At 65.7% G+C, this 26,473-nt stretch carries 17 protein-coding genes; 6 read left to right on the top strand and 11 right to left on the bottom strand.

Annotation, left to right across the window (positions count from 1 at the left end):
* Positions 1–42: 42 nt before the first annotated feature.
* Positions 43–4,566 (bottom strand): glutamate synthase large subunit, encoded by a 4,524-nt coding sequence (gene gltB, locus FDY95_RS02910; protein WP_138075206.1) that lies wholly within the window; start codon positions 4,564–4,566, stop codon positions 43–45.
* A gap of 277 nt (positions 4,567–4,843) precedes the next feature.
* Here gltB and FDY95_RS02905 point away from each other — a divergent pair, with 277 nt between their 5' ends.
* From FDY95_RS02905 to preA, 6 genes are all read left to right on the top strand, one after another.
* Positions 4,844–6,316 (top strand): CoA-acylating methylmalonate-semialdehyde dehydrogenase, encoded by a 1,473-nt coding sequence (locus FDY95_RS02905; RefSeq protein WP_246073907.1) that lies wholly within the window; start codon positions 4,844–4,846, stop codon positions 6,314–6,316.
* Between the two features lie 141 nt (positions 6,317–6,457).
* Positions 6,458–7,810: an aminotransferase class III-fold pyridoxal phosphate-dependent enzyme gene (locus tag FDY95_RS02900; protein ID WP_138075205.1), complete on the top strand. Its 1,353-nt coding sequence runs from the start codon at positions 6,458–6,460 to the stop codon at positions 7,808–7,810.
* Between the two features lie 206 nt (positions 7,811–8,016).
* Positions 8,017–9,393 carry a dihydropyrimidinase gene (gene hydA, locus FDY95_RS02895; RefSeq protein ID WP_138075204.1) on the top strand — a complete coding sequence of 459 codons (1,377 nt, stop codon included), beginning with the start codon at positions 8,017–8,019 and terminating at the stop codon, positions 9,391–9,393.
* Between the two features lie 208 nt (positions 9,394–9,601).
* Positions 9,602–10,459 (top strand): nitrilase-related carbon-nitrogen hydrolase, encoded by an 858-nt coding sequence (locus FDY95_RS02890; RefSeq protein ID WP_246073906.1) that lies wholly within the window; start codon positions 9,602–9,604, stop codon positions 10,457–10,459.
* A 425-nt stretch (positions 10,460–10,884) separates the two neighbouring features.
* Positions 10,885–12,213 (top strand): FAD-dependent oxidoreductase, encoded by a 1,329-nt coding sequence (locus FDY95_RS02885; RefSeq protein ID WP_171025496.1) that lies wholly within the window; start codon positions 10,885–10,887, stop codon positions 12,211–12,213.
* 144 nt (positions 12,214–12,357) lie between these two features.
* Positions 12,358–13,764 carry an NAD-dependent dihydropyrimidine dehydrogenase subunit PreA gene (gene preA / locus FDY95_RS02880; protein ID WP_138075202.1) on the top strand — a complete coding sequence of 469 codons (1,407 nt, stop codon included), beginning with the start codon at positions 12,358–12,360 and terminating at the stop codon, positions 13,762–13,764.
* Between the two features lie 365 nt (positions 13,765–14,129).
* Here preA and FDY95_RS02875 read toward each other — a convergent pair whose 3' ends face one another.
* The 10 genes from FDY95_RS02875 to FDY95_RS02835 form a co-directional block, all read right to left on the bottom strand.
* A complete protein-coding gene (locus tag FDY95_RS02875; protein ID WP_171025495.1) occupies positions 14,130–16,019 on the bottom strand; it encodes a gliding motility-associated C-terminal domain-containing protein in 1,890 nt (629 codons plus the stop codon).
* Between the two features lie 192 nt (positions 16,020–16,211).
* Complete coding sequence (locus FDY95_RS26200; RefSeq protein ID WP_171025494.1) at positions 16,212–16,379, bottom strand: hypothetical protein; 168 nt, start codon at positions 16,377–16,379, stop codon at positions 16,212–16,214.
* An 81-nt stretch (positions 16,380–16,460) separates the two neighbouring features.
* Positions 16,461–17,654, bottom strand: a complete 1,194-nt coding sequence (locus tag FDY95_RS02870) for a cytochrome-c peroxidase (RefSeq protein WP_138075200.1) — start codon at positions 17,652–17,654, stop codon at positions 16,461–16,463.
* Between the two features lie 498 nt (positions 17,655–18,152).
* Positions 18,153–19,196: a hypothetical protein gene (locus FDY95_RS02865; RefSeq protein ID WP_138075199.1), complete on the bottom strand. Its 1,044-nt coding sequence runs from the start codon at positions 19,194–19,196 to the stop codon at positions 18,153–18,155.
* Positions 19,197–19,341: 145 nt separating this feature from the next.
* On the bottom strand, positions 19,342–19,953 hold the full coding sequence (locus tag FDY95_RS02860; protein WP_138075198.1) for a tetratricopeptide repeat protein: 612 nt from the start codon (positions 19,951–19,953) through the stop codon (positions 19,342–19,344).
* Positions 19,941–21,320 (bottom strand): tetratricopeptide repeat protein, encoded by a 1,380-nt coding sequence (locus tag FDY95_RS02855; RefSeq protein WP_138075197.1) that lies wholly within the window; start codon positions 21,318–21,320, stop codon positions 19,941–19,943. The genes FDY95_RS02860 and FDY95_RS02855 overlap by 13 nt, the downstream gene beginning before the upstream one ends.
* On the bottom strand, positions 21,302–23,506 hold the full coding sequence (locus tag FDY95_RS02850) for an urea transporter (protein ID WP_138075196.1): 2,205 nt from the start codon (positions 23,504–23,506) through the stop codon (positions 21,302–21,304). The genes FDY95_RS02855 and FDY95_RS02850 overlap by 19 nt, the downstream gene beginning before the upstream one ends.
* A gap of 143 nt (positions 23,507–23,649) precedes the next feature.
* A complete protein-coding gene (locus FDY95_RS02845; protein WP_138075195.1) occupies positions 23,650–25,059 on the bottom strand; it encodes a type III PLP-dependent enzyme domain-containing protein in 1,410 nt (469 codons plus the stop codon).
* Positions 25,060–25,166: 107 nt separating this feature from the next.
* On the bottom strand, positions 25,167–26,228 hold the full coding sequence (locus FDY95_RS02840; RefSeq protein ID WP_138075194.1) for an ATP-grasp domain-containing protein: 1,062 nt from the start codon (positions 26,226–26,228) through the stop codon (positions 25,167–25,169).
* A complete protein-coding gene (locus tag FDY95_RS02835; protein ID WP_138075193.1) occupies positions 26,229–26,468 on the bottom strand; it encodes a PqqD family protein in 240 nt (79 codons plus the stop codon).
* Positions 26,469–26,473: the final 5 nt, after the last annotated feature.

The following is a 26,473-nucleotide window of genomic DNA, read 5'->3' as shown; positions in this document are numbered from 1 at the left end:
AGGCTCCCCCTCTCCCCAAGGAGAGGGGGCCGGGGGGTGAGGTTACCGCTCAGCCGGCTCCAGCTGCGCCGCCTGCAGCACCTTTTTGTACTCCGAAGGAAACACCTTCACGAAGCGGCCGGCTTCCTGCGGCCAGTTATCGAGCAGGAAGGCGGCCAGCCGGGAGCCGGTGAGCTGCTGGTGGCGCAGCAGCAGCTGGCGGATCTGGTCTTCGTCGTCGGCGTCGAGCGGGTCCAGGTCCACCATTTCCCGGTTGCAGTTGGCGGGGAAGGAGCCGTCCGGGTCGTACACCCAGGCCAAGCCCCCGCTCATGCCGGCGGCGAAGTTGCGCCCGGTGCGGCCCAGGATGAGGGCCCGGCCCCCGGTCATGTACTCGCAGCCGTGGTCCCCCACGCCTTCGACCACCGCCGTGGCGCCGGAATTGCGCACGGCAAACCGTTCCCCGGCCTGCCCGCGCACGAACAGCTCCCCGGAGGTAGCCCCGTACAGGGCCACGTTGCCGATGATGATGTTCTGCTCAGGCAGGTAGCGGGCCTCGGGCGGCGGACAAATGGCCAGCTGCGCCCCACTCAGGCCCTTGCCCACGTAGTCGTTGGCCTCGCCTTCGAGCCGGAACGAGAGGCCCCTGGCGCAGAACGCCCCGAAGCTCTGCCCCGCCGAGCCGCGGAAGGTGTAGTTAATCGTATCGGCGGGCAGCCCGGCGCCCTGGTAGCGCTTGGTCACCTCGTTGCTGAGCAGGGTGCCGATGGTGCGGTCGGTGTTGTGCACTTCGAAGGTGGCAAACACTGGTACCCGCTCGGCTAAAGCCGGCTGCGCGTGCTCCAGCAGCTGCCAGTCGAGGACATGGCGGAGGCCGTGGTCCTGCTCCTCGCTCTGGTGTAGGGTGCCGCCCGAGGGGTTGGGCACGGGCTGCAGCAGGTCGGTCAGGTCCAGGGTGCGGGCTTTCCAGTGGGTGAGGTCCTCGCGCACTTTCAGAAACTGCGGCCGGCCCACCATTTCATTTACCGTGCGGAAGCCCAGCTCGGCCATGATTTCGCGCAGCTCCTCGGCCAGGAAGCGGAACAGGTTCACGATGTGCTCGGGCTGGCCGGTGAAGAACTTGCGCAGCTCCGGGTCCTGGGTAGCCACGCCCACCGGGCAGGTGTTCAGGTGGCACTTGCGCATCAGGATGCAGCCGCCGGCAATCAGCGCGGCCGTGGCTACGCCCCATTCCTCGGCCCCGAGCAGGGCGGCCACGGCCAGGTCGCGGCCGGTTTTCACCTGCCCGTCGGCCTGCAGCACCACCCGGCTGCGCAGCTGGTTGCGCACCAGCGTCTGGTGGGCTTCGGCCAGGCCCAGCTCCCAGGGCAAGCCGGCGTGCTTGATGGATGAAATGGGCGAGGCCCCGGTGCCGCCGTCGTAGCCGGCAATCAGGATGACGTCGGCGTGGGCTTTGGCGACGCCCGCCGCAATGGTGCCCACGCCGGCCTTGGATACCAGCTTCACGCTGATGCGGGCCGCCCGGTTGGCGTTTTTGAGGTCGAAGATAAGCTGGGCCAGGTCCTCGATGGAGTAGATGTCGTGGTGGGGCGGGGGCGAGATGAGCCCGACGCCGGGCGTGGCGTGCCGGACCCGGGCAATCCACTCGTCCACCTTGTGGCCGGGCAATTGGCCCCCTTCGCCCGGCTTGGCGCCCTGGGCCATCTTGATCTGCAGCTCGTCGGCGTTGGTCAGGTACTGGGCCGTCACGCCGAAGCGGGCCGAGGCCACCTGCTTGATGGCCGAGCGCATGGAGTCGCCATTGGGCAGCCGTTCGTAGCGCAGCGGGTCCTCGCCGCCTTCGCCAGTGTTGCTTTTGCCCCCGATACGGTTCATGGCAATGGCCAGGGTGCTGTGCGCCTCGTGCGAGATGGAGCCGAACGACATGGCCCCGGTGGCAAAGCGCCGCATGATGCTTTCGGCCGGCTCCACTTCCGCCAGCGGAATGGCCGGCCGGTGCCGGGCAAAGTCCAGCAGCCCGCGCAGCGTAAACAGCCGCTCCTGCTGCTCGTTCACCAGCCGGGCGTAACGCCGGTAGGTTTCGTAGTTATTGGTGCGGGTGGCGTGCTGGAGCAGGTGCACGGTTTCGGGGTTGAACATGTGCGCCTCCCCGCGCCGCCGCCACTGGTACACCCCGCCCTCCGGCAGCAGCGGCTGCTCCTCCGCCGACGAGCTGCGGAAGCCCTGAAACTGCTTGTACAGCGTCTCCCGGGCAATTTCATCCAAGCCCAGCCCGCCGATGCGCGTCACCGCCCCGGTAAAATACCGGTCGACCACCGCCTGGTTCAGGCCCAGAATTTCAAACACCTGCGCGCCCTGGTACGACTGCAGGGTGCTGATGCCCATCTTCGAGAAAATCTTCAGCAGCCCGTCGCACACCGCCTTGATGTAGTTCTGCCGCAGCTTATCGGCGTCGAGCGTAGTCCGGAACTGCCCACCCGCGTGCATGGTCTGCACCGTCGACAGCGCCAGGTACGGGTTGATGGCCGTGGCCCCGAAGGCCAGCAGGCAGGCGAAATGGTGGACTTCCCACACGTCGCCGGCCTCCACAACCAGGCCCACGGCGGCGCGCACGCCCAGCCGGATCAAATGGTGGTGCACCGCCGACACGGCCAGCAGCGACGGAATCGGGGCGTGCTTGGAGTCCACGGCCCGGTCGGAGAGGATGAGCACCTCGAAGCCGTCGCGCACCGCGTCCTCGGCGTAGCGGCACAGGCGCGAAAGGCCGGCTTCCAGAGCGCCCGGCTGCCCGTCGGCCTTGAAGTAGGTCTGCAGGGTCTTGGCGTTGAACAGGCCCGTATCGATGCTGCGCAGCTTTTCGAGCTCGTGGTTGGTCAGCACCGGCTGCCGCAAAGCCACGCAGTGGCAGTGCATCTTGTCCTCGTCCAGGATGTTGCCGTTGTTGCCGATAAACGTGGCCAGGCTCATCACCAGCCGCTCCCGGATCGGGTCGATGGGCGGGTTGGTGACCTGGGCGAAGAACTGCTTGAAGTAGCTGCTCAAATGCTGCGGCTGGTCCGACAGCACCGCCAGCGGCACATCCACGCCCATCGAGCCAATCGGCTCCTTGCCCTCCAGGGCCATCGGCGTAATCAGCGTGTCGATATCCTCGCGGGTGTAGCCGAACACCTGGTGGTACTTAAACACCGCGTCGGCCGCCAGGTCCGTGAACACCTGCCGGGGCTCGGGCAGCTCCTCCAGCCGGATCTGGTACTCCGCCAGCCACTGCCCGTAGGGCTGCTGCCGCGCCGCCTGCGACTTCAGCTCCTCGTCCGTCACGATTTTGCCGGCCCGCGTGTCGATGAGCAGCATCTTGCCCGGCTGCAGGCGGCCTTTCTTGGTGATGGTGGCCTCGTCAATCGGCAGCACGCCGGTTTCGGAGGCCACCAGCACCCGGCCATCGTCGGTGAGGGTGTAGCGCAGGGGGCGCAGGCCGTTGCGGTCCAGCATGGCCCCGAGCAGGTGGCCGTCGGTAAACAGCAGGGCCGCCGGGCCGTCCCAGGGCTCCATAAACGTGGCGTGGAACTCGTAGAAGGCCTTTTTCAGCGGGGCCATCTGCTCGTTGCCGTCCCAGGCTTCGGGCACCAGCATCATCAGCACGTGCGGCAAGGGCCGGCCCGAGTGCAGGAGCACCTCCACGATGTTATCCAAGCAGGCCGAATCCGACTGCTGGCTGTCGATAACCGGCAGCAGCATGTCCATTTCTGCCCGCGTGAAGTACGGCGACACGTATGAGCGCACCCCGGCGTAAAACCAGTTCAGATTGCCCCGCAGCGTGTTGATTTCGCCATTATGCGCCAAATGCCGGAATGGCTGGGCCAGCTTCCAGGAGGGCAGCGTGTTCGTCGAAAAGCGCGAATGCACCATCCCAAACGCCGACGTCACCCGCGCATTCGACAAATCCGGAAAGTAGCTGCGCACCTGGTAGGTGGTCAGCTGCCCCTTGTATACGATGGTCTGGCTCGACAGCGAAGCAAAGTAAAAAACGTCCGCCGCGGCCGGCACCGTTTCGGCTACCGTCTTGGTGATGAAGCGGCGCAGCACGTACAGCTTCCGCTCGAAGTCCTCGACTGTAGCCAGCCCCGGTGGCCGCAGTACGAACACCTGCTCCATAGCCGGCTCCGCTGCCAGCGCCGTCGGCCCGATGCCGGCGGGGTTGGTGGGCACCGGGCGGTAGCCCAGGATGGGCAGCCCCAGCTGCTTACCCGCCGCGTTGATGACCTGGCGGCAGGCCGTTTGCGCGGCCGCGTCCTTGGGCAAAAACAGCATGCCCACGCCGTAGCCGCCGGGCTCGGGCAGGCGGATGCTCAGGGCGGTGCATTCTTCGAGCAGAAACCAGTGGGGGAGTTGGAGCAGCAGCCCGGCGCCGTCGCCGGAATCTGCGTCGCAGCCGCAGGCGCCGCGGTGCTCCATGTTTTCCAACATGGTCAGCGCGTCGCTGATGATCTGGTGCGACTTCTGCCCGTTCAGGTACGCGATAAATCCCGTCCCACAGGCGTCGTGCTCGAACTCCGGGCGGTAGAGGCCCGGGGAAGGAGTTGGCGTCATTGGTAGCTGGTGCTAAACGGGAATGCGGTAGGCAGGAGCGGCGCGAATTAGTAAGGTAGAGAATAATTTGTTGGATGTTACCCGACTCTTGTGTTAAAAAAATATCATCTGGATTCTGTAACGGATAACGGCTAAAAACCGCTTAGTTACGGTCGTTTGGCAGGTTGGGCTGCAAACGTTTGCGGTACCAAGCGGCTTTCGTTGCTACATTCTCAATTGATGAAGTTGCACAAGTGCCGCAAACCCATTACTTGCATCGGCTTAACAATTCGGTAACATGGAAGTCGCAGTTTTGAAGTACCCGGCGGTGCGTAACTACGTCGCTGGTCAGTTTGTCGAAGACGCCGGAGCCCGCAGCCTCGACGTGTACAGCCCGCTTACCGGCGGGGTGATTTCCACGGTGCCGCTGTCGGGCACGGCCGCCCTGGACCAAGCCGTGCAGGCCGCCAAAGCCGCGTTTCCCGCCTGGTCGGCCATGCCGATTAAGGAACGGGTGCAGATTTTCTACCGCTACAAAACGCTGCTGGAGCGCGACATGAAGGCTCTGGCCGACCTGGTGCAGGAAGAAAACGGCAAAACCTTCGACGAAGCCCGCGCCGAAGTGGAAAAAGCCATTGAGCTGACCGAGTTTGCCTGCTCCATGCCCCAGCTGATTCAGGGCGAGTTTCTGGAAGTAAGCAAGGGCGTCGAAGCCCGCGTGGAGCGCAAGCCGCTGGGCGTAGTGGCCAGCATCGCGCCCTTCAACTTCCCCAACATGGTGCCGCACTGGACCATCCCGAACGCCCTGGTGCTCGGCAACTGCATGATCCTCAAGCCCTCGGAAGTAGTACCGCTGAGCGCCGGCCGCATTGCCGAGCTGCTCAAGGAAGCCGGCCTGCCCGACGGCGTGCTCAACATCGTGCACGGCGACCGGGAAATCGTGGAAGCCATCTGCGACCATCCGGGCATCGAGGCCGTGTCGTTCGTGGGTTCCACCAAAATTGCCAAGGTCGTCTACATCCGCGCCACCTCGAACCTGAAGCGCTGCGTAGCCCTCGGCGGGGCCAAAAACCACCTGATGGTGCTGCCCGACGCCCACCCCGACATGACCGCCTCCAATGTGGCCGCCTCCATGTCGGGTTGCGCGGGGCAGCGCTGCATGGCCGGCTCCACCATGGTCGGAGTAGGGGCCGTCGACCACATCGTGCAGAAGCTGGTGGATGAGGCCAAGAAAATCGTGCCCGGCCAGAACCTGGGCTCGGTTATCAGCAAGGAAGCCAAGGAGCGCATCGAAAAGCACATCACCGAGGCCGAAGCCGCCGGCGCCAAAGTGCTGCTCGACGGCCGCAACGCCCGGGTGGAGGGCCACGAAGACGGCTACTACGTGGGCCCCACCGTGGTCGACTACGTGACGCCCGACATGCGCATTGCCCAGGAAGAAGTGTTCGGCCCGGTGCTGGCCATCCTGCGCACCAACACGCTCGACGAGGCCCTGGCCATCGAAAACGCCAACCCCTACGGCAACGCGGCGGCGGTATTTACCCAGAGCGGCAGCATGGCCCGCTACGTGATGGACCACGCCAACGCCGGCATGATTGGCGTCAACATCGGCGTGCCGGTGCCCCGGGAGCCATTCTCCTTCGGCGGCTGGAACGAGTCGAAATTCGGTGCCTGCGACATCACCGGCAAAAGCTCCATCGAATTCTGGACCCAGCTCAAGAAAACCACGACCAAGTGGAACCCCGAGTCGCGGGTAAACTGGATGAGCTAACAGGAATTTCTTAACTTAATTTCTCGCAATGTTTCGCGATTTTCAAGCGCAGTGTTTCGCAGTGTGCTGATATCGTTAGAACACTGCGAGACACTGCGTAATCCTCTGCGGAACACCGCGAGAAATTAATCCCACCCACAAATGGAAACCTACACCGAAACCGACAAGGAGCAAATCCTGCGGGATAATCTGGACCATACCCTGTTTTCCTGGTCGAAACAGGCCGGGCTAAACCCCATCAGCGCCGAGCGGGCCGAGGGCGTGTATCTGTGGGACCGGGACGGGAAGCGCTACATCGATTTCTCGTCGCAGCTGATGAACGTTAACATCGGCCACGGCAACCAGAAGGTGACTGAAGCGGTGGCCGCGCAGATGCGGGAGCTGAGCTACGTGTACCCCGGCATGATTACTAAGGCCCGGGGCGACTTGGGCAAGCGGCTGGCGGAAATCACCGCCCCTAACCTGACCAAGGCCTTCTTCACCCTGGGCGGGGCCGAGGCCATTGAAAACGCCATCAAACTGGCCCGCATCTACACCGGCCGGCACAAGATCGTGTCGCTGTACCAGTCGTTTCACGGCGCCTCGTACGGGGCCATCAGCGTGGGCGGCGACCCGCGCAAGTTCGCCGTCGACTCCCAGGCCATGCCCGGCACGGTGCACGTCGAAAACCCGTATTTCTACCGCTGCCCCTGGTACAGCAGCACGCCCGAGGAGTGCGCCGAGCGCGCCGCCGCGGCCATGGAACGCATCATCGGCTACGAGAATCCGGGCAGCGTGGCGGCCATCGTGCTGGAGGGCGAGTCGGGCACTTCGGGCTGCATCAAGTACCCGCCCGGCTACTGGCAGCGGGTGCGGCAAATCTGTGATAAACACGGCATTATGCTGATTGCCGACGAGGTAATGTCGGGCTTCGGGCGCACGGGCAAATGGTTTGGCTCCGACCACCACGGCGTGAAAGTCGACCTGATGTGCATGGCCAAGGGCATCACCGCCGGCTACCTACCCCTGGGCGCGGTGATGGTGGACGATGCCATTGCGCACTACTTCGACGAGCGGCCCCTGCCGCTGGGCCTCACGTACTCGGCTCACCCGGTTTCCTGCGCCGCCGCCGTGGCCGTGCTCGACATCTACGAGGAGGAAAACATGCTGCAGAACGTGCAGGAGCTGGGCCACTACCTTGACGCCCGCATCTGCGACCTGATGGCGGAGCACCCGAGCATCGGTGACTGGCGCAACACCGGCCTGTTTGGCTGCCTGGAACTGGTGAAGAACCGCGACACCAAGGAGCCGATGGCACCCTGGAACGCCACGGCCGAGCAGATGGCGGTGATGAACCAGGTGGCAGCCAAAATCCGGGAGCTGGGCATGTACACTTTCGTGCGCTGGAACCTCATCTTCATTGCGCCCCCGCTCAACATCACCAAGGACGAGCTGGACGAGGGCCTCGATATTATTTCCCAGGCCCTGCGCATCGCCGATCAGCACGTAAATTAATCGGCGCTGCAAAATGCAATTCAGGAGTCAATTCAGGCTCCTGAATTTTCAGTCACAATAATTATCGGTAGGGTTTGTTGCCTCGCTTGGCACGGGGTAGGGTAGCTATTTTCTGCTGAGTAATAATTATGCGCTTTGGTAAATTGAAATCAGCGCGGAAAAGCTTATATTTTCCAACTGATTGCGGTACTTCTTTTTTCCATTGAATGGCGTCTTTGCTGATTAAAAATGGCCGCGTCGTGACGGCCGATTCCGACGCGGTGTGTGACATCCTGGTTGAGGGCGAAACCATTGCCGCCATCGGGAAGAATCTGCCGGTGCAGGCCGACGAAACCATCGACGCTACCGGCAAAATCATCGTGCCGGGCGGCATCGACCCGCACGTGCACCTGGACATGCCCTTTATGGGCACGTTCAGCTCCGACACCCACGAGACGGGCACCCGCGCCGCCTTGCACGGCGGCACCACCACCGCCATCGACTTCGTGCTGCAGAAGCAGGGCCACTCCTTGCGGGAGGCGCTGACCGAGTGGCAGGGCCGGGCCACCGGCACGGCCGTGGGCGACTACTCGTTCCACATGGCCGTGACGGATTTCAACCCGAGCACCAAGGAGGAAATCAAGGATATGGTGGCCGAGGGCATTACCTCGTTCAAGACCTTCATGGCCTACAAGGGCGCCCTGATGATTGACGACGCGCAGATGGTGGGGCTGATGCAGGAGGTGCGCCGGCACGGCGGGCTGGTGACGGCCCACGCCACCAACGGCGACATGATCGACACGCTCATTGCCCAGCACCGGGCCGCGGGCAAGCTCACGCCGCGCTACCACTACCTCTCGCAGCCCGAAGTGACGGAGGCCGAAGCCTCGGGCCGCTTCGCCGACATTGCCAACTACACCGGCGTCAACAGCTACATCGTGCACCTGACCTGCGAGGGGGCCCTCAACCAGGTGCGCCGCGCCACGGAGCGGAATCAGCGGGTGTTCGTCGAAACCTGCATCCAGTACCTGCTGCTCGACGCCTCGCTCTACGGCGACGATTTTGAGGGCGCGAAGTGGGTGATGTCGCCGCCGCTGCGGGAGCCGAAGGACCAGCAGACGCTCTGGGCCGGCATCAACCAGGGGCTGGTGCAGGTGGTGGGCACCGACCACTGCCCCTTCATGTGGGAGCAGAAACGCATGGGCGCCGACGACTTTTCCAAGATTCCGAACGGTCACCCGGCCATCGAGCACCGCATGGAATTGCTGTTTTCGGAGGGCGTGAACAAGGGCCGCATTTCGCTGCAGAAGTTCGTGGAAGTCAGCAGCACCAACTCGGCCAAGATATTCGGCATGTTTCCGCGCAAAGGCACCATCAGCATCGGTGCCGACGCGGACTTAGTGCTTATTGACCCGGAGAAAAAGCACACGATTTCGGCCGAAACCCACCACATGAACGTGGACTACTCCGGCTACGAAGGCTGGGAGCTGACCGGCAAAATCGAGACGGTGCTGCTGCGCGGGCAGGTGGCCGTGGACGCGGGCGAGACGAAAGTCGGGCGCGGCTACGGGCAGTTTATTAAGCGCGGGCCAGTTAATTACTAACTTACTAGGAGGTGTTTTCCAGCACGTCATGTCGAGCTTGTCGAGACATCTCGCGTGCTGACTCCGGATAGCAACTTCTGTTCAACGAGAGAATCACCATCGAGCGAGATTCCTCGACTTCGCTCGGATTGACGCCCTTTGGGCTCATCCCGACTTCCGCCAGAAACCCTTTCCCAACCAAATAACCGCGTACCCCACAATGCCACGAATGATTAAATCCGGGCTCATTCAGATGAGCCTGCCCATGACCGAAGGCGAAGGCACGATTGCCGAAATCATGGAAGCCATGGTACAGAAGCACATTCCCTTGATTGAGGAGGCTGGCCGGCAGGGCGTGCAGATTCTGTGTCTGCAGGAAATCTTCAATACGCCCTATTTCTGCCCCGGTCAGGACAAGGCCTGGTACACCTCCGCCGAATCGGTGCCCGGGCCCACGACCGAACGCATGGCCGAGTACGCCAAGAAGTACAACATGGTCATCATCGTGCCGGTGTACGAAAAGGAGCAGGCGGGCTTCCTCTACAACACCGCCGCCGTCATCGACGCCGACGGGACCTACCTGGGCAAGTACCGCAAGAACCACATTCCGCACACCTCGGGCTTCTGGGAAAAGTACTTTTTCAAGCCCGGCAACCTGGGCTACCCGGTGTTCCAGACCAAGTACGCCAAGGTGGGCGTGTACATCTGTTACGACCGGCACTTCCCCGACGGCGCCCGGGTGCTGGGCCTGAACGGGGCCGAAATCGTGTACAACCCCTCGGCCACGGTGGCCGGCCTCTCGCAGTACCTCTGGAAGCTGGAGCAGCCCGCCCACGCGGCCGCCAACGGCTACTTCATGGGCTGCATCAACCGCGTGGGGGAGGAGAAGCCCTGGAACCTGGGCCGCTTCTACGGCACGAGCTACTTCGTGGACCCGCGCGGCCAGATCATTGCCGAAGCCGACGAATACAAGGACGAGCTGCTGGTGGCCGACTTCGACCTGGACATGATTGACGAGGTGCGCGCCACCTGGCAGTTCTTCCGCGACCGGCGCCCCGAGACGTACGAGAAGCTGGTGGAGCTGTAGGCCGGCGCTGATGCCATGGAGCCGACACCTCCGGCCGGTGCAAGCCGTTCCGCAATTGTAGGGTGGTACAGACGAGCAACCTTCTGCTACGCACTGCCCTTTGGCTTGGGGTTGCTGGGAGCAGTTGTACCGCTCTTTTTCACGCTGGCGCTACTTGGTATACTTCCGCTCGCCCTAGCGGGTCTCTTCTTCACGAAACGCGGTTGGACGCTGGCCGTCCGGAGCGGCGATGTGGAGAAAAAGGACGTCGGCTTCGCGAATTTCATTCTCGGAGCCATTCTCCTGGCGCTTGGTCTCCTCGGTTTCTTTCTTGCTTACCTCATGACCAGTTAGCCCCGGCTACCTGGGCTATGGAGCGCAACCGAACAGCTCGGTGGCGCTCCGGGTCATATTTTCCTTCTCTCCGCAACCAACGCCATACCCCCATGGCCGAGTACCCAACCCCCACGACCGAGCAGGAGTTTGCGGCGAATTTCGCCCAGATCAAGCCCCTGATGAGCAACACCGAGGCGCTCTACGAAAGCTCCCGCTGCCTGTTCTGCTTCGACGCGCCCTGCATCAAGGCCTGCCCCTCGGGCATCGATATTCCGCAGTTTATCCGGCAGATCAACTCCGGCAATACCACCGGCGCGGCCAAAACCATCTACGAGGCCAACTACTTCGGCAACGCCTGCGGCAAGGTGTGCCCCACGGAGGTGCTCTGCGAAGGCGCCTGCGTGTACAACCTCAACGAGCAGAAGCCCATCGAAATCGGGCGGCTGCAGAGCCACGCCACCCGCAAGGTTATCGACAGTGGCAAGCAGCTGTTCGCGCCGGGCGCCGCGAACGGGCGCAAGGTGGCCGTTATCGGGGCCGGGCCGGCGGGTATTTCGGCGGCCTGCGAGCTGCGCGCTTTGGGCTACGAGGTGGACGTGTTTGAGGCCCGGGCCCAGCCGTCGGGGCTGACCTTGTACGGCGTGGCGCCCTACAAAATCACCAACGCCGAGACGCTGGCCGAAATGGACTACCTGCAGATGCAGTTCGGCTACCGCGTGCACTACAACCAGCGCATCGGCAGCCGCGAGGAGCTGGCGGCGCTGGAGGAAGCCTACGACGCCATCTTCCTCGGCATCGGGCTGGGCGCGACGAATGCGCTGCTGCTGCCCGGCGAAGAGCGGCAGAACTGCGTGGGCGCGGTGGAGTTCATCGAGCAGCTGCGCATCGGGCACGAGCAGGTGCAGGTGGGCCGCAAGGTGGTGGTGCTCGGCGGGGGCAATACGGCGATGGACGCGGCCTCCGAATCGGCCCGGATGGGGGCGCAGGACGTGGTGCTGGCCTACCGCCGCGGCAAGGATGAAATGGGCGCCTACGAATTCGAGTACGACCTGGCCAAGGCCGTGGGCGTGAAGGGCCTGTTCAACGTGGCGCCGGTGGAAATCGTGGGCAACGGCAAGGTGGAGGGCGTGCGGTTTATCCGCACCGCCACCGTCGACGGGCAGGTGCAGGTGGTGCCCGGCTCGGAGTTCGTAGAGCCCTGCGACATGGTCATCAAAGCCACCGGGCAGGCCAAGCAGACGCACTTTCTGCACCTTATTCCAGGTTTGCAGCTCGACGGCAAAGGCCGTATCGTGGCCGATGCGCGCACCGGGCAGACCACCAACCCCAAGTATTTCGCCTCCGGCGACGCGCTGAACGGCGGGGCGGAGGTGGTCAACGCCGCCGCCGAAGCCAAGCAGACGGCGCGGGGGATTCACGCATTTCTGAGCGGCAACTAACCTCCCTGGCCGTCATGCTCTATCTGTCGTCCGCCTGTCGAAGCATCTCTACCGCTTCGTTGAGTTCTATCTGACGAAGCGGTAGAGATGCTTCGACAGGCGGACGACAGATAGAGCATGACGTTCATTTTCAACTGACAACCAATGCCTGACCTTTCCATAAATTTTGCCGGTATCAAGTCGCCGAACCCGTTCTGGCTGGCTTCGGCGCCGCCCACCAACTCCGGCTACCAGGTGATGAAAGCCTTCGACGCGGGCTGGGGCGGGGCCGTGTGGAAGACCCTGGGCGTGCCCGTGGTCAACGTGTCGAGCCGCTACGGCGGGGTGAACTACCGCGACAAACGCCTCATCGGCTTCAACAACATCGAGCTGATTTCGGACCGCCCGCTGGCCGACAACCTGCGCGAAATCGAGGAGGTGAAAAAGCGCTTCCCCAACCACGCCGTCATTGCCTCCCTGATGGTACAGAGCCGGCAGGAGTGGCACGACATCGTGCGCGACGTGCAGAACGCCGGCTCCGACGGCATCGAGCTGAACTTTGGCTGCCCGCACGGTATGTGCGAGCGGGGCATGGGCTCGGCCGTGGGCCAGGAGCCGGAGGTGCTGCGCACCATCGTAGAGTGGGTGATGGAAGTGGCCCGGATTCCGGTTATCGTCAAGCTCACGCCCAACATTTCGGACATCACCGAGCCGGCCCGGGCCGCCCGCGCCGGCGGGGCCGACGCCATTTCGCTCATCAACACCATCCAGAGCATCGTGGGCGTAGATCTGGACCGGTTTGCGCCGTACCCCATCGTCGACGGGCAGGGCTCGAACGGGGGCTACTGCGGGCCGGCGGTGAAGCCCATTGCCCTGAACATGGTGAAAAACTGCGCCCAGGACCCCGACGTGCGCCTGCCCATTTCGGGCATTGGCGGCATCGAGAACTGGCGCGACGCGGCGGAGCACATTCTGCTCGGCGCCAGCTCGGTGCAGGTGTGCACGGCGGCCATGCACTTTGGCTTCGGCATCATCCGCGAAATGACGGCCGGGCTGGAGCAGTACATGACCGAGAAGGGCTTCAACACCATCTACGACTTCGTGGGCAAGGCCCTGCCGAACGTGCGGCACTGGGAGGATCTGAACCTGAAGTACAAGGTCACGGCCAGCATCAACGAGGACAAGTGCATCGGCTGCCAGCTGTGCTACACGGCCTGCGAAGACGGCGCCCACCAGGCTATCCGCCTGCAGGAAGGCACCCGCACGCCCGCCATCATCGAGGAAAACTGCGTGGGCTGCAACCTCTGCTCGTTGGTGTGCCCGGTGGAGGAGTGCATCACCATGGAGCGCCGCGACGACGGCACCCAGCACCTGACCTGGAAAGAGCGCACCGAAGCCAACGATATTCCGGTGACCTTCAACGACGAGCGGGCCGGCGGGCTGCACCACTGGGTGCCCGAGCCATCGGCCGCCCTGGGCAAGGAGCGGCACAAGACCCTGCCCGGCAAAGCCCGCGCCCTGGGCAGCCCCGAGGATGCCGTGGCGAAAACGGCTTCCGACGTGGTCAGCTGATTCGACCGATGGCTACAAGCACCAACGCCGCTTCTGGAACAGTCCGGAAGCGGCGTTGGTGCGTAAAGAATTATAGTCCAGTGCGTAGCGCTGGGCGTTGCCAGAGCCGCAGCGCGGCGGCATGTTGGTAGAAATCCGGGGCGGGTACGGCTTGGAGCTGCAGCGCAGCGGCATCCGTTGGTTCCGGTGACCTTCGGTTGCTGACGTTTGAGCGGCAGGTGACGGCCAAGCGGCTCCTTTACCATGCCGCTTGCAGCTCCACGTTCTGGCGGGCAGTTTTGCTACCGATATGGCGCCGCGCTGCGGCTGTGGTACCTACTTGTAGCACTCATGGGAGTCCTAGCTCCTGCGACGGGCGGTTTCGGCTACTTCAGCACTTCCAGCCAGCCCTTGAAGCGGCGGCCGTTGGTGTAGGTGACGAGGTAATAGTAGGTGCCGGCCACGCCCGCGCCGGGCCAGTTGAACGAGCGTGTCGCCGAGTGGTACACCTCGTTGCCCCAGCGCGAGAAGATGCGCACCCCGGCGAAGCGCTGGTCGCAGAAATCGGGCGGCAGATTGGGCAGGGTGAACGAGTCATTCAGGCCGTCGCCGTTGGGCGTGATGACGTTGGGCGGCAGAAAGGCCACGGAATCAGTAGCGGGCACGAGGCGGAAGCGCACGGTGCGCTGCTGGGGCAGGGGCGTACAGGTGGCCGCTTCCTGCAGCTGGAACACCACCGTCAGCTCCGGCTTGCCGGCCGCGTCGCAGGTGGCCTGCCACTGGAAGGTACCGTCGGCGCGGCCGGTGCCGTTTTGGGCGCTGAACTGCATGCCCATGGCGGGCAAGTCGAAGCCCTGGCCGGTGGCGGTGAGCGTGAGGCCGTTGTTATCCGTGTCGGTGCCGAGCAGGGTGGCCGCGTAGGTCTGGCCGGGCGTGAGCTGCACGAGCACGGGCGGATCGGCGGCGTCCTGCGGGGCGGGCGGGAAGGTGGTCGTCAGCAGCGGGGCGCGGTTGACGGCCGGGCGGGCGGTGAAGGCCAGGCGCACGGTGTCGCGCTTGGGCAAGGAGCAGCCGTTGTCGGCCACGATGAGGTCGAGCAGATACACGCGGCCCTGCGAATCCATGCAATCGGGAAAGCAGAGGGTGGCGCGCAGCGTATCGGGGGCGCCGGCCGCGCGCACCGTGCCGCTGGTGGCGGTGGTGAAAACCGGGCCGGGCGCGCCGCTGGCCGGGATGTAGTTGACGGGCAGCGCCGTCAGGGTGAGCTGAGTACTGGGGTCAGGGTCGGTGAAGACGAGCTGCACGCAGTGGTCGGTGCCGGGCAGCAGGCGCAGGGTGTCACGGCCGGGCTGGTAGGCCCGGGGGCGGCCTGGCTGCTGCAGCGCCACGCTGGGGGCCGCATTCTGCGGGCAGGCCAGCACCATGAGTTGAAAGTCGCGGCGCGTTTCCCCGATTTTAATGCCCCGGTGGTACTCCGCGCAGCGCACCCCGAATACGAAGAGCCCCAGGCGGCTGGGCCGCACCGTCAGCCGGCCCGTGTGGGCATCAATGCCGAGCGTCGGGGAGCCCGGAATCTGGTTCTGGGCGCTCAGGCCGGTGCTCCAGGTGATGGGGCTGAACGGGGCGGCTTGGGTAGTAGTCAGCGTGGGGGCGCTGGCGGTGGTGTGGCCGTTGAGCGGCGTCACCAGGTCGTAGACCAGCGAGTCGCCGTCGGCGTCCTGCCCGCCGAAGTCGTAGTAAAACAGCTCGCCCAGGCAGGCGTAGTCGCCCAGGGGCGGGAAGATGCGCGGGGTGGAATCGATAAACGGCCGGCCGTCGCGCACCACCGCCGGAAACTCCAGGTAGAACGTCTGGGCCGCCGCGCCGGGGCTGACGATGTTGCCGATGGCCAGGTTGCGGCAGCAGCGCTCCACGGCCGCGTAGTAGCCGGCCGTACTGGTGTAGGTGGCCGCGTCGAGCGTCACGTCGAGGCTGTACACCAGCTTGCGCGTGCTCAAGGAGCCGGCCGCGCAGGCCGGGTTGGTGTAGCTGACGAAGGTATTGCTGACCAGCGGCAGTGTGACTTGCTGCAGGCGCCGGTTGGTGGCCTTGTCGAAAATGCCGGCCAGCATCTGCTGGTCGAGGGCGCCGGCGTTGCCGTTGACGGCGTCGAAGTACAGGTTCAGCGTGAGCGTGTAGGTGCTGCCGCTCTTGTGCGTCAGCTCCATTTCGCCGCCCACAATGTGCGTGGCGCGAGCCGGCAGCAGCAGCCCCAGGCAGCCGCACAACAGCAGCAAGCGGCGAAGAGTGTAGGAGAAAAAGGGCGCCATCACAACGTCAACGAAAAGGAAATTTGCCGGAGCTGAGAGCAGACTAGGCGGAGGTAAGGCAGGCAGAATAGCGGCAGGCTGGGCGTCGCTGCTAAGGCGCCTGACCGACCAAACCCGGAAAGCAGCGGCCGATAGCCCGATCGGCCGCTGCCCGGGAGCTTAGCTGGCGCCGCCCGTGCCGGTAGTCGTGGTGGTCGTGCCAGTCTTGGTGCCGCCGCAGCCGCCCTTGCCGCCTTTCGGGCTGACATCGGGCGTTTCGCAGCTGCTGACGGCCAGCGCAAGGCCGGCCAGCAGCAGGCCGGAAAAACGAAGCGAGAGGTTACGCATAGAGCAAAACAGAAAAAAGGTGAAACGCGGGCTGATGAGGCAGCGCCCGCGCCGGCCAGCCCAGCCGGCAGCGGGTCGAAATCAGAGGTTGCCCCCCACGGGCAGGCCGCTGGGCACGCGCGCGGGCACGCTGCGGTCGAAGCTGCTGGCGCTGAGGGCGCCGAGAAAAGCCACGATGGCCGGCTGGTTGGTGACGCGGGTGGGCAGCAGCGCGTCGAGGCGGCTGGCGGGCACGTTCGGGTTCAGAGAGGCGCGGCCGCCGCGCGGGCCAGCGTCGTAGAAGCGCACCACCTCGGCCAGGGTGCTCATCGTGCCGTTGTGCATGTAGGGCGCGGTGGCGGCCACCTGGCGCAGGCTGGGCGTGCGGAAGGCGTAGGTGCCGTTCTGGCCGGCGTCGGAGGCGGCGAGTTTGGCGTTGTCGGCCACGCCGAGCACGTGGGTCTGGTAGTCGGAGAACATGGGACCCGCGTGGCATTTCGGGCAGCCGCTCTGCACGAAGGCCGTCAGCCCCTGCACCTGCTCGTCGGTGAGGGCGGCGTGGTCGCCGCGCAGGTAGCGGTCATAGGGCGCGTCGGTGGCCGTCAGGCTGCGCTCGAAGCAGGCCAGGGCACGGCCGAGGTTGGCGGCCGTCACGGGCTCGGCGCCCCCGAACACCGCCCCGAAACGCTGCTGGTACTCCTGAATGCGGCGCAGCCGGGCCACCACCGAATCGACGGCCGCGGCTTCCGGGAACTGGCGCCCGCGCATTTCGGCCAGGGTGGCAAGGGGCAGCAGCGTCTGGGCTTCCAGCGAGTGGGCGCGGCTGTCCCAGAACATGGCCGCCGTCCCCGGGTCGCAGTGGCCGGCCGCGTCGATGCCATTGAAGGCCACGTTGAGCACGGTGGGGGCGTTGCGCTGGGCGAAGGGCAGGTCGTTGGGCTGGCGAAAATGCCGGCTGCTGCCCTGGCCCTGGCCGTTCGGGCCAATGGAGAGGTCCAGCGCGTCGGTGTAGCCCGAGGCCGGGTGGTGGCAGCTGGCGCAGCTCACGTCGCGCGGACCGGAGAGGACGGGGTCCCAGAACAAGAGCCGCCCCAGCTCCACCTTGGCCGCCGACGAGGGGTTGTCGGGCGGGGCCGTGACGGCCGTGGGCAGGGCGCTCAGGCCGTTGTCGGCGGCTAGGCGCACGGCATCGGGCGTGGGGCTGTCGGGCTGGCAGGCCACTACGGCGCTGAAGAGGCCGGCGGCGAGCAGGCCCGCCAGGCGACGAACGGAAAACGGGGTAAACCTCAGCGTCATAGCAGGCAGCACGGGCGGCGGGGCCGCGGGACGGGAAAAACTCAGCCCTGCCAAAAGGGTGGCGGTTATGGCTCCAAAACAAGTGTAAGGCGCGCAAGCGGCTAAACGCAATAGACGACTCGCCCCCGAATGCCGACGAACGGGCCCGGGTCGGTGCTAGCTAGCTCGGAGTTGAGGCCGGCTGTGGTTGCCTGGGGCGGAAGTGCCCTTGGGTTTCGCGCCAAATTCGCCCGAAAAGCCCCCGGTGTGGGCTTGTCCTTACCCAAAACTTTTTTCGCCCTTTAACAGGTGCTGCAAAGGCCTTTTTTTGTCCGCTGAAACGGACGAAAACGAGCTAAAACAAGTAGGCAACCAAGCGAAAAAGCCCTTCCGGCCAGGTGGCCGGAAGGGCTTTTGAGTTTTGGGTAAGGACAAGAGTGTGGGGCGGGCTTGCCACAGGGCGGCCGTGGAGTGGCAGCGGTGCCGACCCCGGTCAGAAGCACCGCGGGGCGGTGGCAGCTACAGCTTGGCAGTGCCGACCACTGTGAAGGTTAGCTGGGTGGTTTTGTCGTCCAGGTTCGGCACCGAGTAAGTATCAACCGACTGCGTGGGGCTGAGCTGCCGGAACTGGCGCCGGTAATAGGTCGTCGTGCGCATGGGCCGGGCGTGGCCCGATGGTGCGCTAATGCCAGCGTGGACTTCCGTAAAATCCGTGCGGTTGGAATATGTTCTTGTCCAGCGCGAGTACAAAAAGCGGGAGTACGACGCGCTTTCTCGCTCCCGGGAGTACGGCTCAGTTTTATCGGTGGAGACGGGCCGCGGCCGGGCGTACACCGTGGCGGTGACGCGGCGTTGGGCCGGCTCAATGGTCCAGGTAATGGTTTCCTCGTTGTTGTCGTGCCAGCGCCGGTTGCCGGGGTTGCGGCGCTCCAGCAGCGTTAGTAGGTAGGTTTGGTTGCCGGCCCAGGCCGGGTCGTCGCTCGTGGCGCGCAGCTGGTAGCAGGCCAGCGTGTCGCCCTGCAGGCCCTGCTGGGCGTTGTATACGACCAGGGTCTGGTCCGGCCGGTAGGCGGCCGGTTGCAGGCTCAGCAGGGCCAGCGGGTTGAGGTTGCCTTGTAACCGCACGTCGCCCGCGTCGAGGCCGCCGAAGTCGCTGGTGTACCGGTGGTAGAGGCCCCAGCTCGACGGCAGACTGTCGTTTGGATGCGAGTAGCGGCTGAGCTGGTAGCGGGCGTAGGCCACGGCCGCCGCGTGGCCGGTTTCGCCGCGCAGCAAATAGCTTTCCCGCGTCCAGCGCTGGTACCGGCTGGAGTCGGGTTCGGCCGAGGTCCGTACCCCCGCCGACTCCAGCAGGTACGGGCGTTTATCCACCAATAAGGATTGTTGACGGGCCGTTACGCCCGGGGGCAGCAGAGCTTCCTGGTAACGGAAGGTGGTTTCCAGGCGGCGGTTGAAGAGGTCGTTGACCCGCACGAGCAGCTCGGGTGCCTGGGCAAACACGCCGGGACTAACTACCAGCAGGCCGCCCGACAGGAACCAGTCCAAACAGCGGCGCTTCAGCATAGCAAGGCTAAGGGAAAAATACAGTGACCGGCGGCGGGGGTAGCGCGCCGGGCGGGAAAAGACAACGCGCGGTCGGGCGGCCCTGTTGCGCGGGGCCGTAACCTGCAACTCACAATCCAGGCAGCCCTAAACCTTATTTCACCACCTACTGCGCCCGTTTCAGGCCGGCGGTGGCGGTGGCGTCGCCGGGGCGGATGAGCAGGGCCTTGCCGTAGAGCACGCGGGCCTCGGTTTTCTTGCCCAGGTTCAGGTAGGCCCAGGCCAGCGAGAGGTTGGCGTCGTAGTCGAAGGGGTAGAGGTTGACGACCTTCTCGAAGTAGCGGGCGGCCGACTCGTAGCTTTTGCGGTTGAGGAAGATGACGCCCAGCCAGTAGTTGGCCTGGGTATTCTGCGGGTCGATTTTCAGGATGGCCTGGTACAGCTCCTGCATGCGCTCCACCTTGTTCAGGGCGTTGAGCGGCTTCACCAGCCCCAGTTTCGGCTCGATGGCGTAGGGGCGCTGCTCCACGGCTTTCTGGTAGTAGGCCTCCGAAACCGGGTAGTTCTTGGCCAGGAAATACAGCCAGCCCAGGCGTAGGTTCTGCTCGTAGGTGCCGGCGTAGCCCTTTTTCAGGGCCGCAATGGCGTCGGCGTACTCGCCCTTGGCCTCGGCGGCGTAGCTGCTGGCAAAAGCCGCCTGCAAATCCTGGGCGCGGACGCCGAGGTGCACGGTGAGGGCCAGGAGCAGCGTAGCGGTGAAGAGTTTTACCAGGTCCATGTGGCGGCGAGGGTCAGCGTGTGTTGGGTGTAAAACGTAAGCGTCTGAATCTGGGTGCGGGCTTCGGCGCCGTAGTACAGGCGCGCCTGCCAGTGGCCGCCGGGCAGCGGCACCAATAGCCCCAGGCCCAGGCGGCGGCGCAGCGGGTCGAGCAGGTTGTAGACGTAGGCCCCGTCCTGATCGGCCAGCACTGGCACGCGGCCCCAGCCGGCGTAGCCCTCGGCCCAGAGGCGCGAAGCCAGCCGGGCGCCGGCCCCCACCAGCACGTGCGGGTAGGTGCGCCCGGCCGAACGCACGAAGGCCGCCCGCGTGAAGCCGTAGAGGCGCAGGTTGCCCAGCGGCAATATCGTCAGCTGCACTTCGGTCTGGGTGCGGCTGGTGTCGGTAAGGCGGCCGGCGTAAAGACCTGCCTGCAGCTGCCAGTAGGGGCGCACGTAGCGCAGGGCCGCGTACGCCAGGTGGCCGGGGTAGCGCGTCTCGTGGAAGCGGCTGCCCGTGAAATGGTAGCCCAGGCGGCCCTGCAGGTGCAGCGGCAGGGGCACCGTCAGCAGGGCCTGGTAGTCGAACTGCCGCACGGGCACCCAGCGGGGCCGCACCGGCTCGGGGTAGGGGCCGGGGCGCGGGTCGGGGTACGGGTCGGGCACCGCCACGCGCACCTGCTGGGCGTAGTGGGAGGCGGCCTGCCAGAGCGTCCAGCCCCCGCCCAACTGGCTGCCCACGCCCAACCGCACGAAGCTGGCGGCGCTGCGGTCGGGGCTGCTGGGCCACTGCGCGCCCACCTCGGCTTCGGCCCGGGCCATGGCGCGCGGGCTCAGGTGCAGCGCCCGCCGCAAGGAGTCAGGCAGGGGCCGCGCCAGCTGGGCGGCAGTTTCGCGCTGATTCAGGGCCAGCCAGCCGTAGGCCAGGCCCAGGCGCGCGAGCGGGTCGGCGGCGTTGGCGTGCCGGGCGCGTTCGTACTGCCCGATGGCCACCGCCGGCCGGCCGCGCAGGGCGGCGGCGTAGCCCAGGCGCTGGCGCAGCACTGGGTAGTCGAGACCCAGGGCCAGGGCGCGGCGGCCGGCCGAGTCCAGCGCCGCCCAGCGGCCCCGGGCCAGCAGCGCCGCCGTCAGGCTATCGGCGTAGGCGTAATCCGACAAATCCCGCGGGCCGATGCGCGGCGGGGCGTATCGAACTGAATCGACTGGCGTCACCGGCTCGACAACCAGACTATCGGTTTTAGTGGGGCGCAGGGTATCGGCCGGCAGCTGCTCCACCACGAGGCTATCGGGGCGGGCGGGCGGCGTGGTTTGGGCCGCGGCGGGCCGCCGGCTCAGTCCCAGCAGCAGGCCGAGCCAGAGCAGGGGCAGGGTCAGGCGGCGGGGCGGCATACGAAGCGAAGAGGCGAGGACTGATCAGGGAGTTGCACGCTAAAGCCGGCCAGCGCGCCGCCGGCCAGCTCGATATCGGCCTGCTGCAGCAGTTGTGCCCGGCCAAAATAGCGCAAAGTGGCGCGGCTGCTGAGCTGCAGGCGGCGCGGGTGGTAGGCATCGTCGGCGCCGTGGTAGCGCAGGGCGAAGCTGGGACGGATAAAGCGCACGAACGGGGCCACCACGTCCTGGGCCCACTTCAGCGCGGGGTTGCGCACCAGGGTCAGCGGGAAGGCGTCGAGCAGCTCGGCCTGGGGCTGGTAGCTGAGCAGCACGCGGTAGGCGGCGCGGTAGAAGTAGTAGAGCGCGGTGGTTTCGGAACCGTAGTAGGCCGTGAAGCTGAAGGCCGCCGTGCTGCGCTCAAAGTAGGCCACCGCGCCCGAGTGGTGGCAGTAGAGGTAGGTTTTATTGTAGGCGTCGGTAAATACCTCCCAGCGCTGGACCGGCGCGGCTTCGTCGTCCGGATTGACTACATCGAGGCGGAAGCCGGGCGGCAGGTCGAAGGCCTGGCGGAGCAGGGGGCTCAGCGGCAGGTTCTGCACGGTTTCGCCCTCGGCCGGCACCTGGAAGCTGCGCACCTGCGCCGCGAGGCCGCTGCCGCTCAGGTAGTAAGCCAGCGGGTAGGCCAGGGTGCGCGAACCGATGTAGGGCGTGGCCTGCACCTGGAAGTGCAGGTGCGGCTCGGCCGAGCGGCCCGAATTGCCGCAGGTGCCGAGCAGGTCGCCGCGGCGCACCCGGTCGCCGGGCTGCAGGGTGGTGCTGTGCGGCCGCAAGTGCGACACCTTGCTGAACAGCCCCGGCTGGTGCTCCAGCACCACGGTGTTGCCCCAGTTCTGCTGGGTATTCACCTGGCCCACCGGGTTGTCGTCGAGGTGCGCCACGACTTCAACCACCACCCCGTCGGCGCAGGCCAGCACGGGCTTGTTGTAGCAGTAGTAGTCGGCCAGGTTGGCGCCGGGGCCGCGGTAGGTGCGCCCGTCCGCGTCGCGGATCATGAAGTCCAGGGCCTGGGCCCATTCGCCCTGGTGGGTGGGCTGGCCCGCGTAGCCCTGCGTCACCTGCCACTCGCCCAGGAAGGGCAGGCTCAGGTGCACGTAGAGCTGACTTTGCAGCCGCTCCCGGTCGTTGGTGTAGGCGTAGAGGTTGCGCTCGGGCGAGTAGCGCTGAATGGGCGTGAGCGGCAGCCAGTCGGCGCGCTGGCGCAGCAGCAGCACGTACAGGAACAGCTGCGAGGTCAGGCAGAAGGGCAGCGCGAAGGCCGGCAGCCCCAGGCGCGCCAGCAGGGTGGTCAGCCCCGCCACCAGCACCGCCGTGATGGGCACGCTCAGCAGCGCCCACAAGTACGAAGCCGCCGAAGGCACGACGAATACCCCGCCCACCGCCACGGCCGCCATGATGTAGTTGGCGCCCAGGTTGTAGTGGTTGATGCCCTCCGCGTAGGCCCCGGTAGCCATGCCGAAGGCGTAAGCGCCCAGAAAGGCCACTATCGACAGCGAAAACGCAATGCGGGAGTGCCAGAGCAGCCCGGCGGCCATCAGCAGGCCCACCAACGGACTGTCCTGGAAAAAGACGGAGCTCAGGGCCCGCAGGTAGGTGTCGGGCATCAGCGGCAGGTGCCAGCCGTTGAGCCAGTGAATGACGTGCAGCAGCGGCGCCCCGCCCACGGCGTACATTTCGTTGAGCCAGTAGATGCCCCGCTCGTTCAGGGCCAGGGCGTGAAACTGCTCGGCCGCCGGCGTGAGCAGCCAGATGACGCCCAGAAACGGCAACGACAGCGGCGGCAGCCCGCGCGGGCCCAGCCAGCCGCCCAGGGCCACCGTCAGCAGCAGCGCAAACAGCGCGCCCACCAGCAGCACCAGCCCGTAGGCCCAGCCCGGCTCGTAGAACGTGCCCAGGGCCAGCCCCACCAGCAGGGCGTTGAAGCCGTAGCCACCGGTGGCCAGCACCTCCCGGTTGAAGCCCATCAGCCAGCCCGCGCCCACCGCCAGCACCGTGGCCGCCAGTCCCGCCACCCCCGCGCCGGGGTTGGCAAACGAGAGCAGCAGCAGCAAGGCCGCGAAGCCCCGGTGCTGGGAAAAGAAAATCAGGCTGTAGCTGCGCAATACGGCCAAAGCGAGGGTGCGCAGGGTCGTATTGGCTGGGAGCATTTGAGGGGCCTCACCCCCCGGCCCCCTCTCCAAGGGGAGAGGGGGAGCCGAGGCGGCGCGAAGGATGAATGGTGGAAAAACAAAGGTAGAACGGGCGGGGCCGCGCAGCGCGAGCGGAGCGGCCCCGCGGCGTCAGAACGAAATCAGCCGGGCGTCGTCGTTGCTGATGGCTGGCTCCCCCTCTCTTTTGGAGAGGGGGCCGGGGGGTGAGGCCCCAGGTGCGCCGGTACTTCCTCCAACTGCTGCAGATAGTCCAGCGTTTCGGCCTGGCGGATGCGGTGGGGGCGGCCCTGCTCATCCAGCAGCACTACGGCTGGGCGCAGGGTGATGAACTGCATCCACTGCGTCATGTTGTAGGCGCCCACTTTATGCACCACCACCTGGTCGCCGCGGTTGAGCAGGGGCAGGTTCACGCTGTCGCGCAGCACGTCGATGTTCATGCACAGCGGCCCGAAGAGCACCGTGTCCTCGGTGTGCTGCGAAAAGTCGCCGGCCGGGCTGATTTTGTGGTCGTACCAGAAGCTGGTGAAGAGCACGTTCACCCCGAAGTCGAGGATGGTGGCGCGGCGGCCGTCGGCCAGGCGCTTGGTGGCCAGCACCGTGCCCAGCAAATAGCCCGCGTCGTCGACGAGCAGGCGGCCGGCTTCGAGGATGAGCAGCGGCAGCTCGTCCTGGCGGAAGCCGGCCCGTTGCAGCGTGTCGGCAATGACTTCGGCAAACTCGTCGATGCCCGGCGCGGTGTCGGTGCCGGGCAGGTAGGCGCCCTTCAGGGTGTTGGTCGACGGAAAGCCGCCGCCTAGGTCCAGGTACTGAATGGGCGTGTTCAGCTGGGTACGGCAGCTCCAGGCCAGGTCGGCCAGCTTCTGGGCAGCCACGCCGTAGGGCTTGGTGGTCAGCAGGTAGGTGCCCAGGTGGCAGTGCAGCCCCACCAGCTCCAGCCGCCCCGAGCCCACGATGCGGCCGATGGCGTTCCAGGCCTGCCCGTTTTCCAGGTTGAAGCCGAACCGGTCCCACTGCGGGTACACGCCCGCGTCGAGGTTGACGCGCACGGCCACTCGCGGCCGGCGCGGCAAGCTGGCGGCCAGGTCCAGCAGCTCGTACAGCTCGTCGAAGTGGTCGAGGTGAATCACCGAGTCCAGCTCGCAGGCCCGCTGCAGCTCCGCCCGCGACTTGCCCGGTCCGTTGAAGATGATCTGCGGGCCCGGCACCCCGTTCAGCAGCGCCTTTTCGTACTCAAAGCCCGACACCACTTCCGCCCAGGCGCCCTCCTGGTGAAACACCCGGCACACCGCGTTGAGGTAGTTGGTCTTGTACGACCACGCGAACTGCACCCGCGGGTAGCGCGTGCGAAACGCCCGCACCGCCAGCTGGTAATTGCGCCGCAGCTGCTTTTCGCTGAGCACGAACAGCGGCGAGCCAAACGCGCGCAGCAGCTCCTTCACCGGCGCCCCGTCGATGTCGGGCACCGGCTGGGCCTCGGTGCGCGCGCCGAACTTGTTGAGCGGCCCGGCGCTGAGCTTTTTGATGAGCGGCCGTTCGTAGCGTTGTTTCATACGGGTGGAATGTAGCGCGAACTTTCAGTTCGCGTAGCGCAGAACGATAAAGGAGCGGGTCGGTTTCGACCTGATGGCAGCGGGAATACGCGAACTGAAAGTTCGCGCTACAACTCGCCGAAAGCGGAAATCTGGTGAAACTCGTGGTTGTCGGTAATCAGGTCCCAGGCGTAGCGGATAAACATGCGGCCCACGGCGTACTGCGTCCAGGGCTCCGTGGGTAGGCCCAGGGCCAGGCGCACCAGCGCGGCCGGCTGGTTCTGGCCCGCCGCCGCCGTCAGGTAAATCCAGGCCGGGAAGCGCGGGTTGATTTCCAGGATGTAGGGCCGCCCGTCGGCGGTGCGCATGATTTCCAGCTCGCAGCCGCCGCGCCACTGGGTGCCCGCCACGAAGCGGCGCGCCAGCTGCAGCAGGGTTTCGTCTTCCAGGGTGATGCCGGCCCAGGCCTTGCCCTTGTCGGTGATGTAGAGCTTGCGCATGGGCACCGCGCTCAGGGTGCGGCCGGTGCCGTCGCCCAGGGCCGCCACGTTGATTTCGTGGCCCTGCACAAACTCCTGGGCAATAACCGGCAGCCCCCACTTGGCGCTGATCTGGTGAAAGGCCTTGCGCGCTTGCTCCAGCGTGTGCGCCACCACCGCGTCGTAAAACCGGCCCTTGACGACCAAGGGGTAGCCCAGTTCGTCAGCGGCGGCGGCCAGTTCGTCGGCGCGGTGCAGCAGGCGCTGCCGGGGCACCAGCAGGCCGTGCGCCTCGCCGAACGCGCGCAGGTTCAGCTTGTCGCGGGCTTCCAGCTGCTCCAGCGTGGGCAGAAAGGTTCGGATGCCCAGCGCCGCCAGCCGCGAAGCCAGGCGCACGAAGTTGGGCAGCTCCGCGTCGAAATTCGGAATGATGACGTCCAGCCCTTCCCGCTCGTGAATCTCGCCGAGGCGCTCCAGCAGCACCTGCGTGCCGGCCGAGGGGTAGGGCAGCTGGTAGGTTTTGTCGACGAGCTCGTGCATGTAGATGCCCGGCTCCAGCGCCTCGTAGCTCAGCCCGATGATGCGCACCGCGAAGTCCGGGCTTTCGCGCAGGGCCCGGATAACGGCCACGCCCGGCCCGGGGCTGTCGATGGCGTTCAGCCCGGTCACGCCGATGACGTAGCGCGGGCGGTGGTCGGCGGTGGCACTCATCTAGTCCAGCAGCTGATGGTCGCGCAGCTGGGCCACGAGGTCGTCCCAGTCTTTTTCGAGCTGGTTGGGCTCCACGTCGTAGCGGTTGAGCAGCAGGGTTTTGATGTCGGCCGGGCTGCGGTCCTGCTTGAGCAGCTGCAGGATTTCGGTGGCCAGCGCGTTGGCCGTAAACGAGTCGCCTGTAGCGGGGTTGAAGATGAACCCGGTTTCGCTGGTGGCAATGTTCTTCTTGAGTTTCATAGCTG

The organism is Hymenobacter jeollabukensis (genome assembly GCF_005771675.1).
Classification (GTDB): Bacteria; Bacteroidota; Bacteroidia; order Cytophagales; family Hymenobacteraceae; genus Solirubrum; species Solirubrum jeollabukense.
The sequence above is the reverse complement of the archived record's forward strand: the minus strand, read 5'-3'. Positions and strand labels throughout refer to the sequence as shown.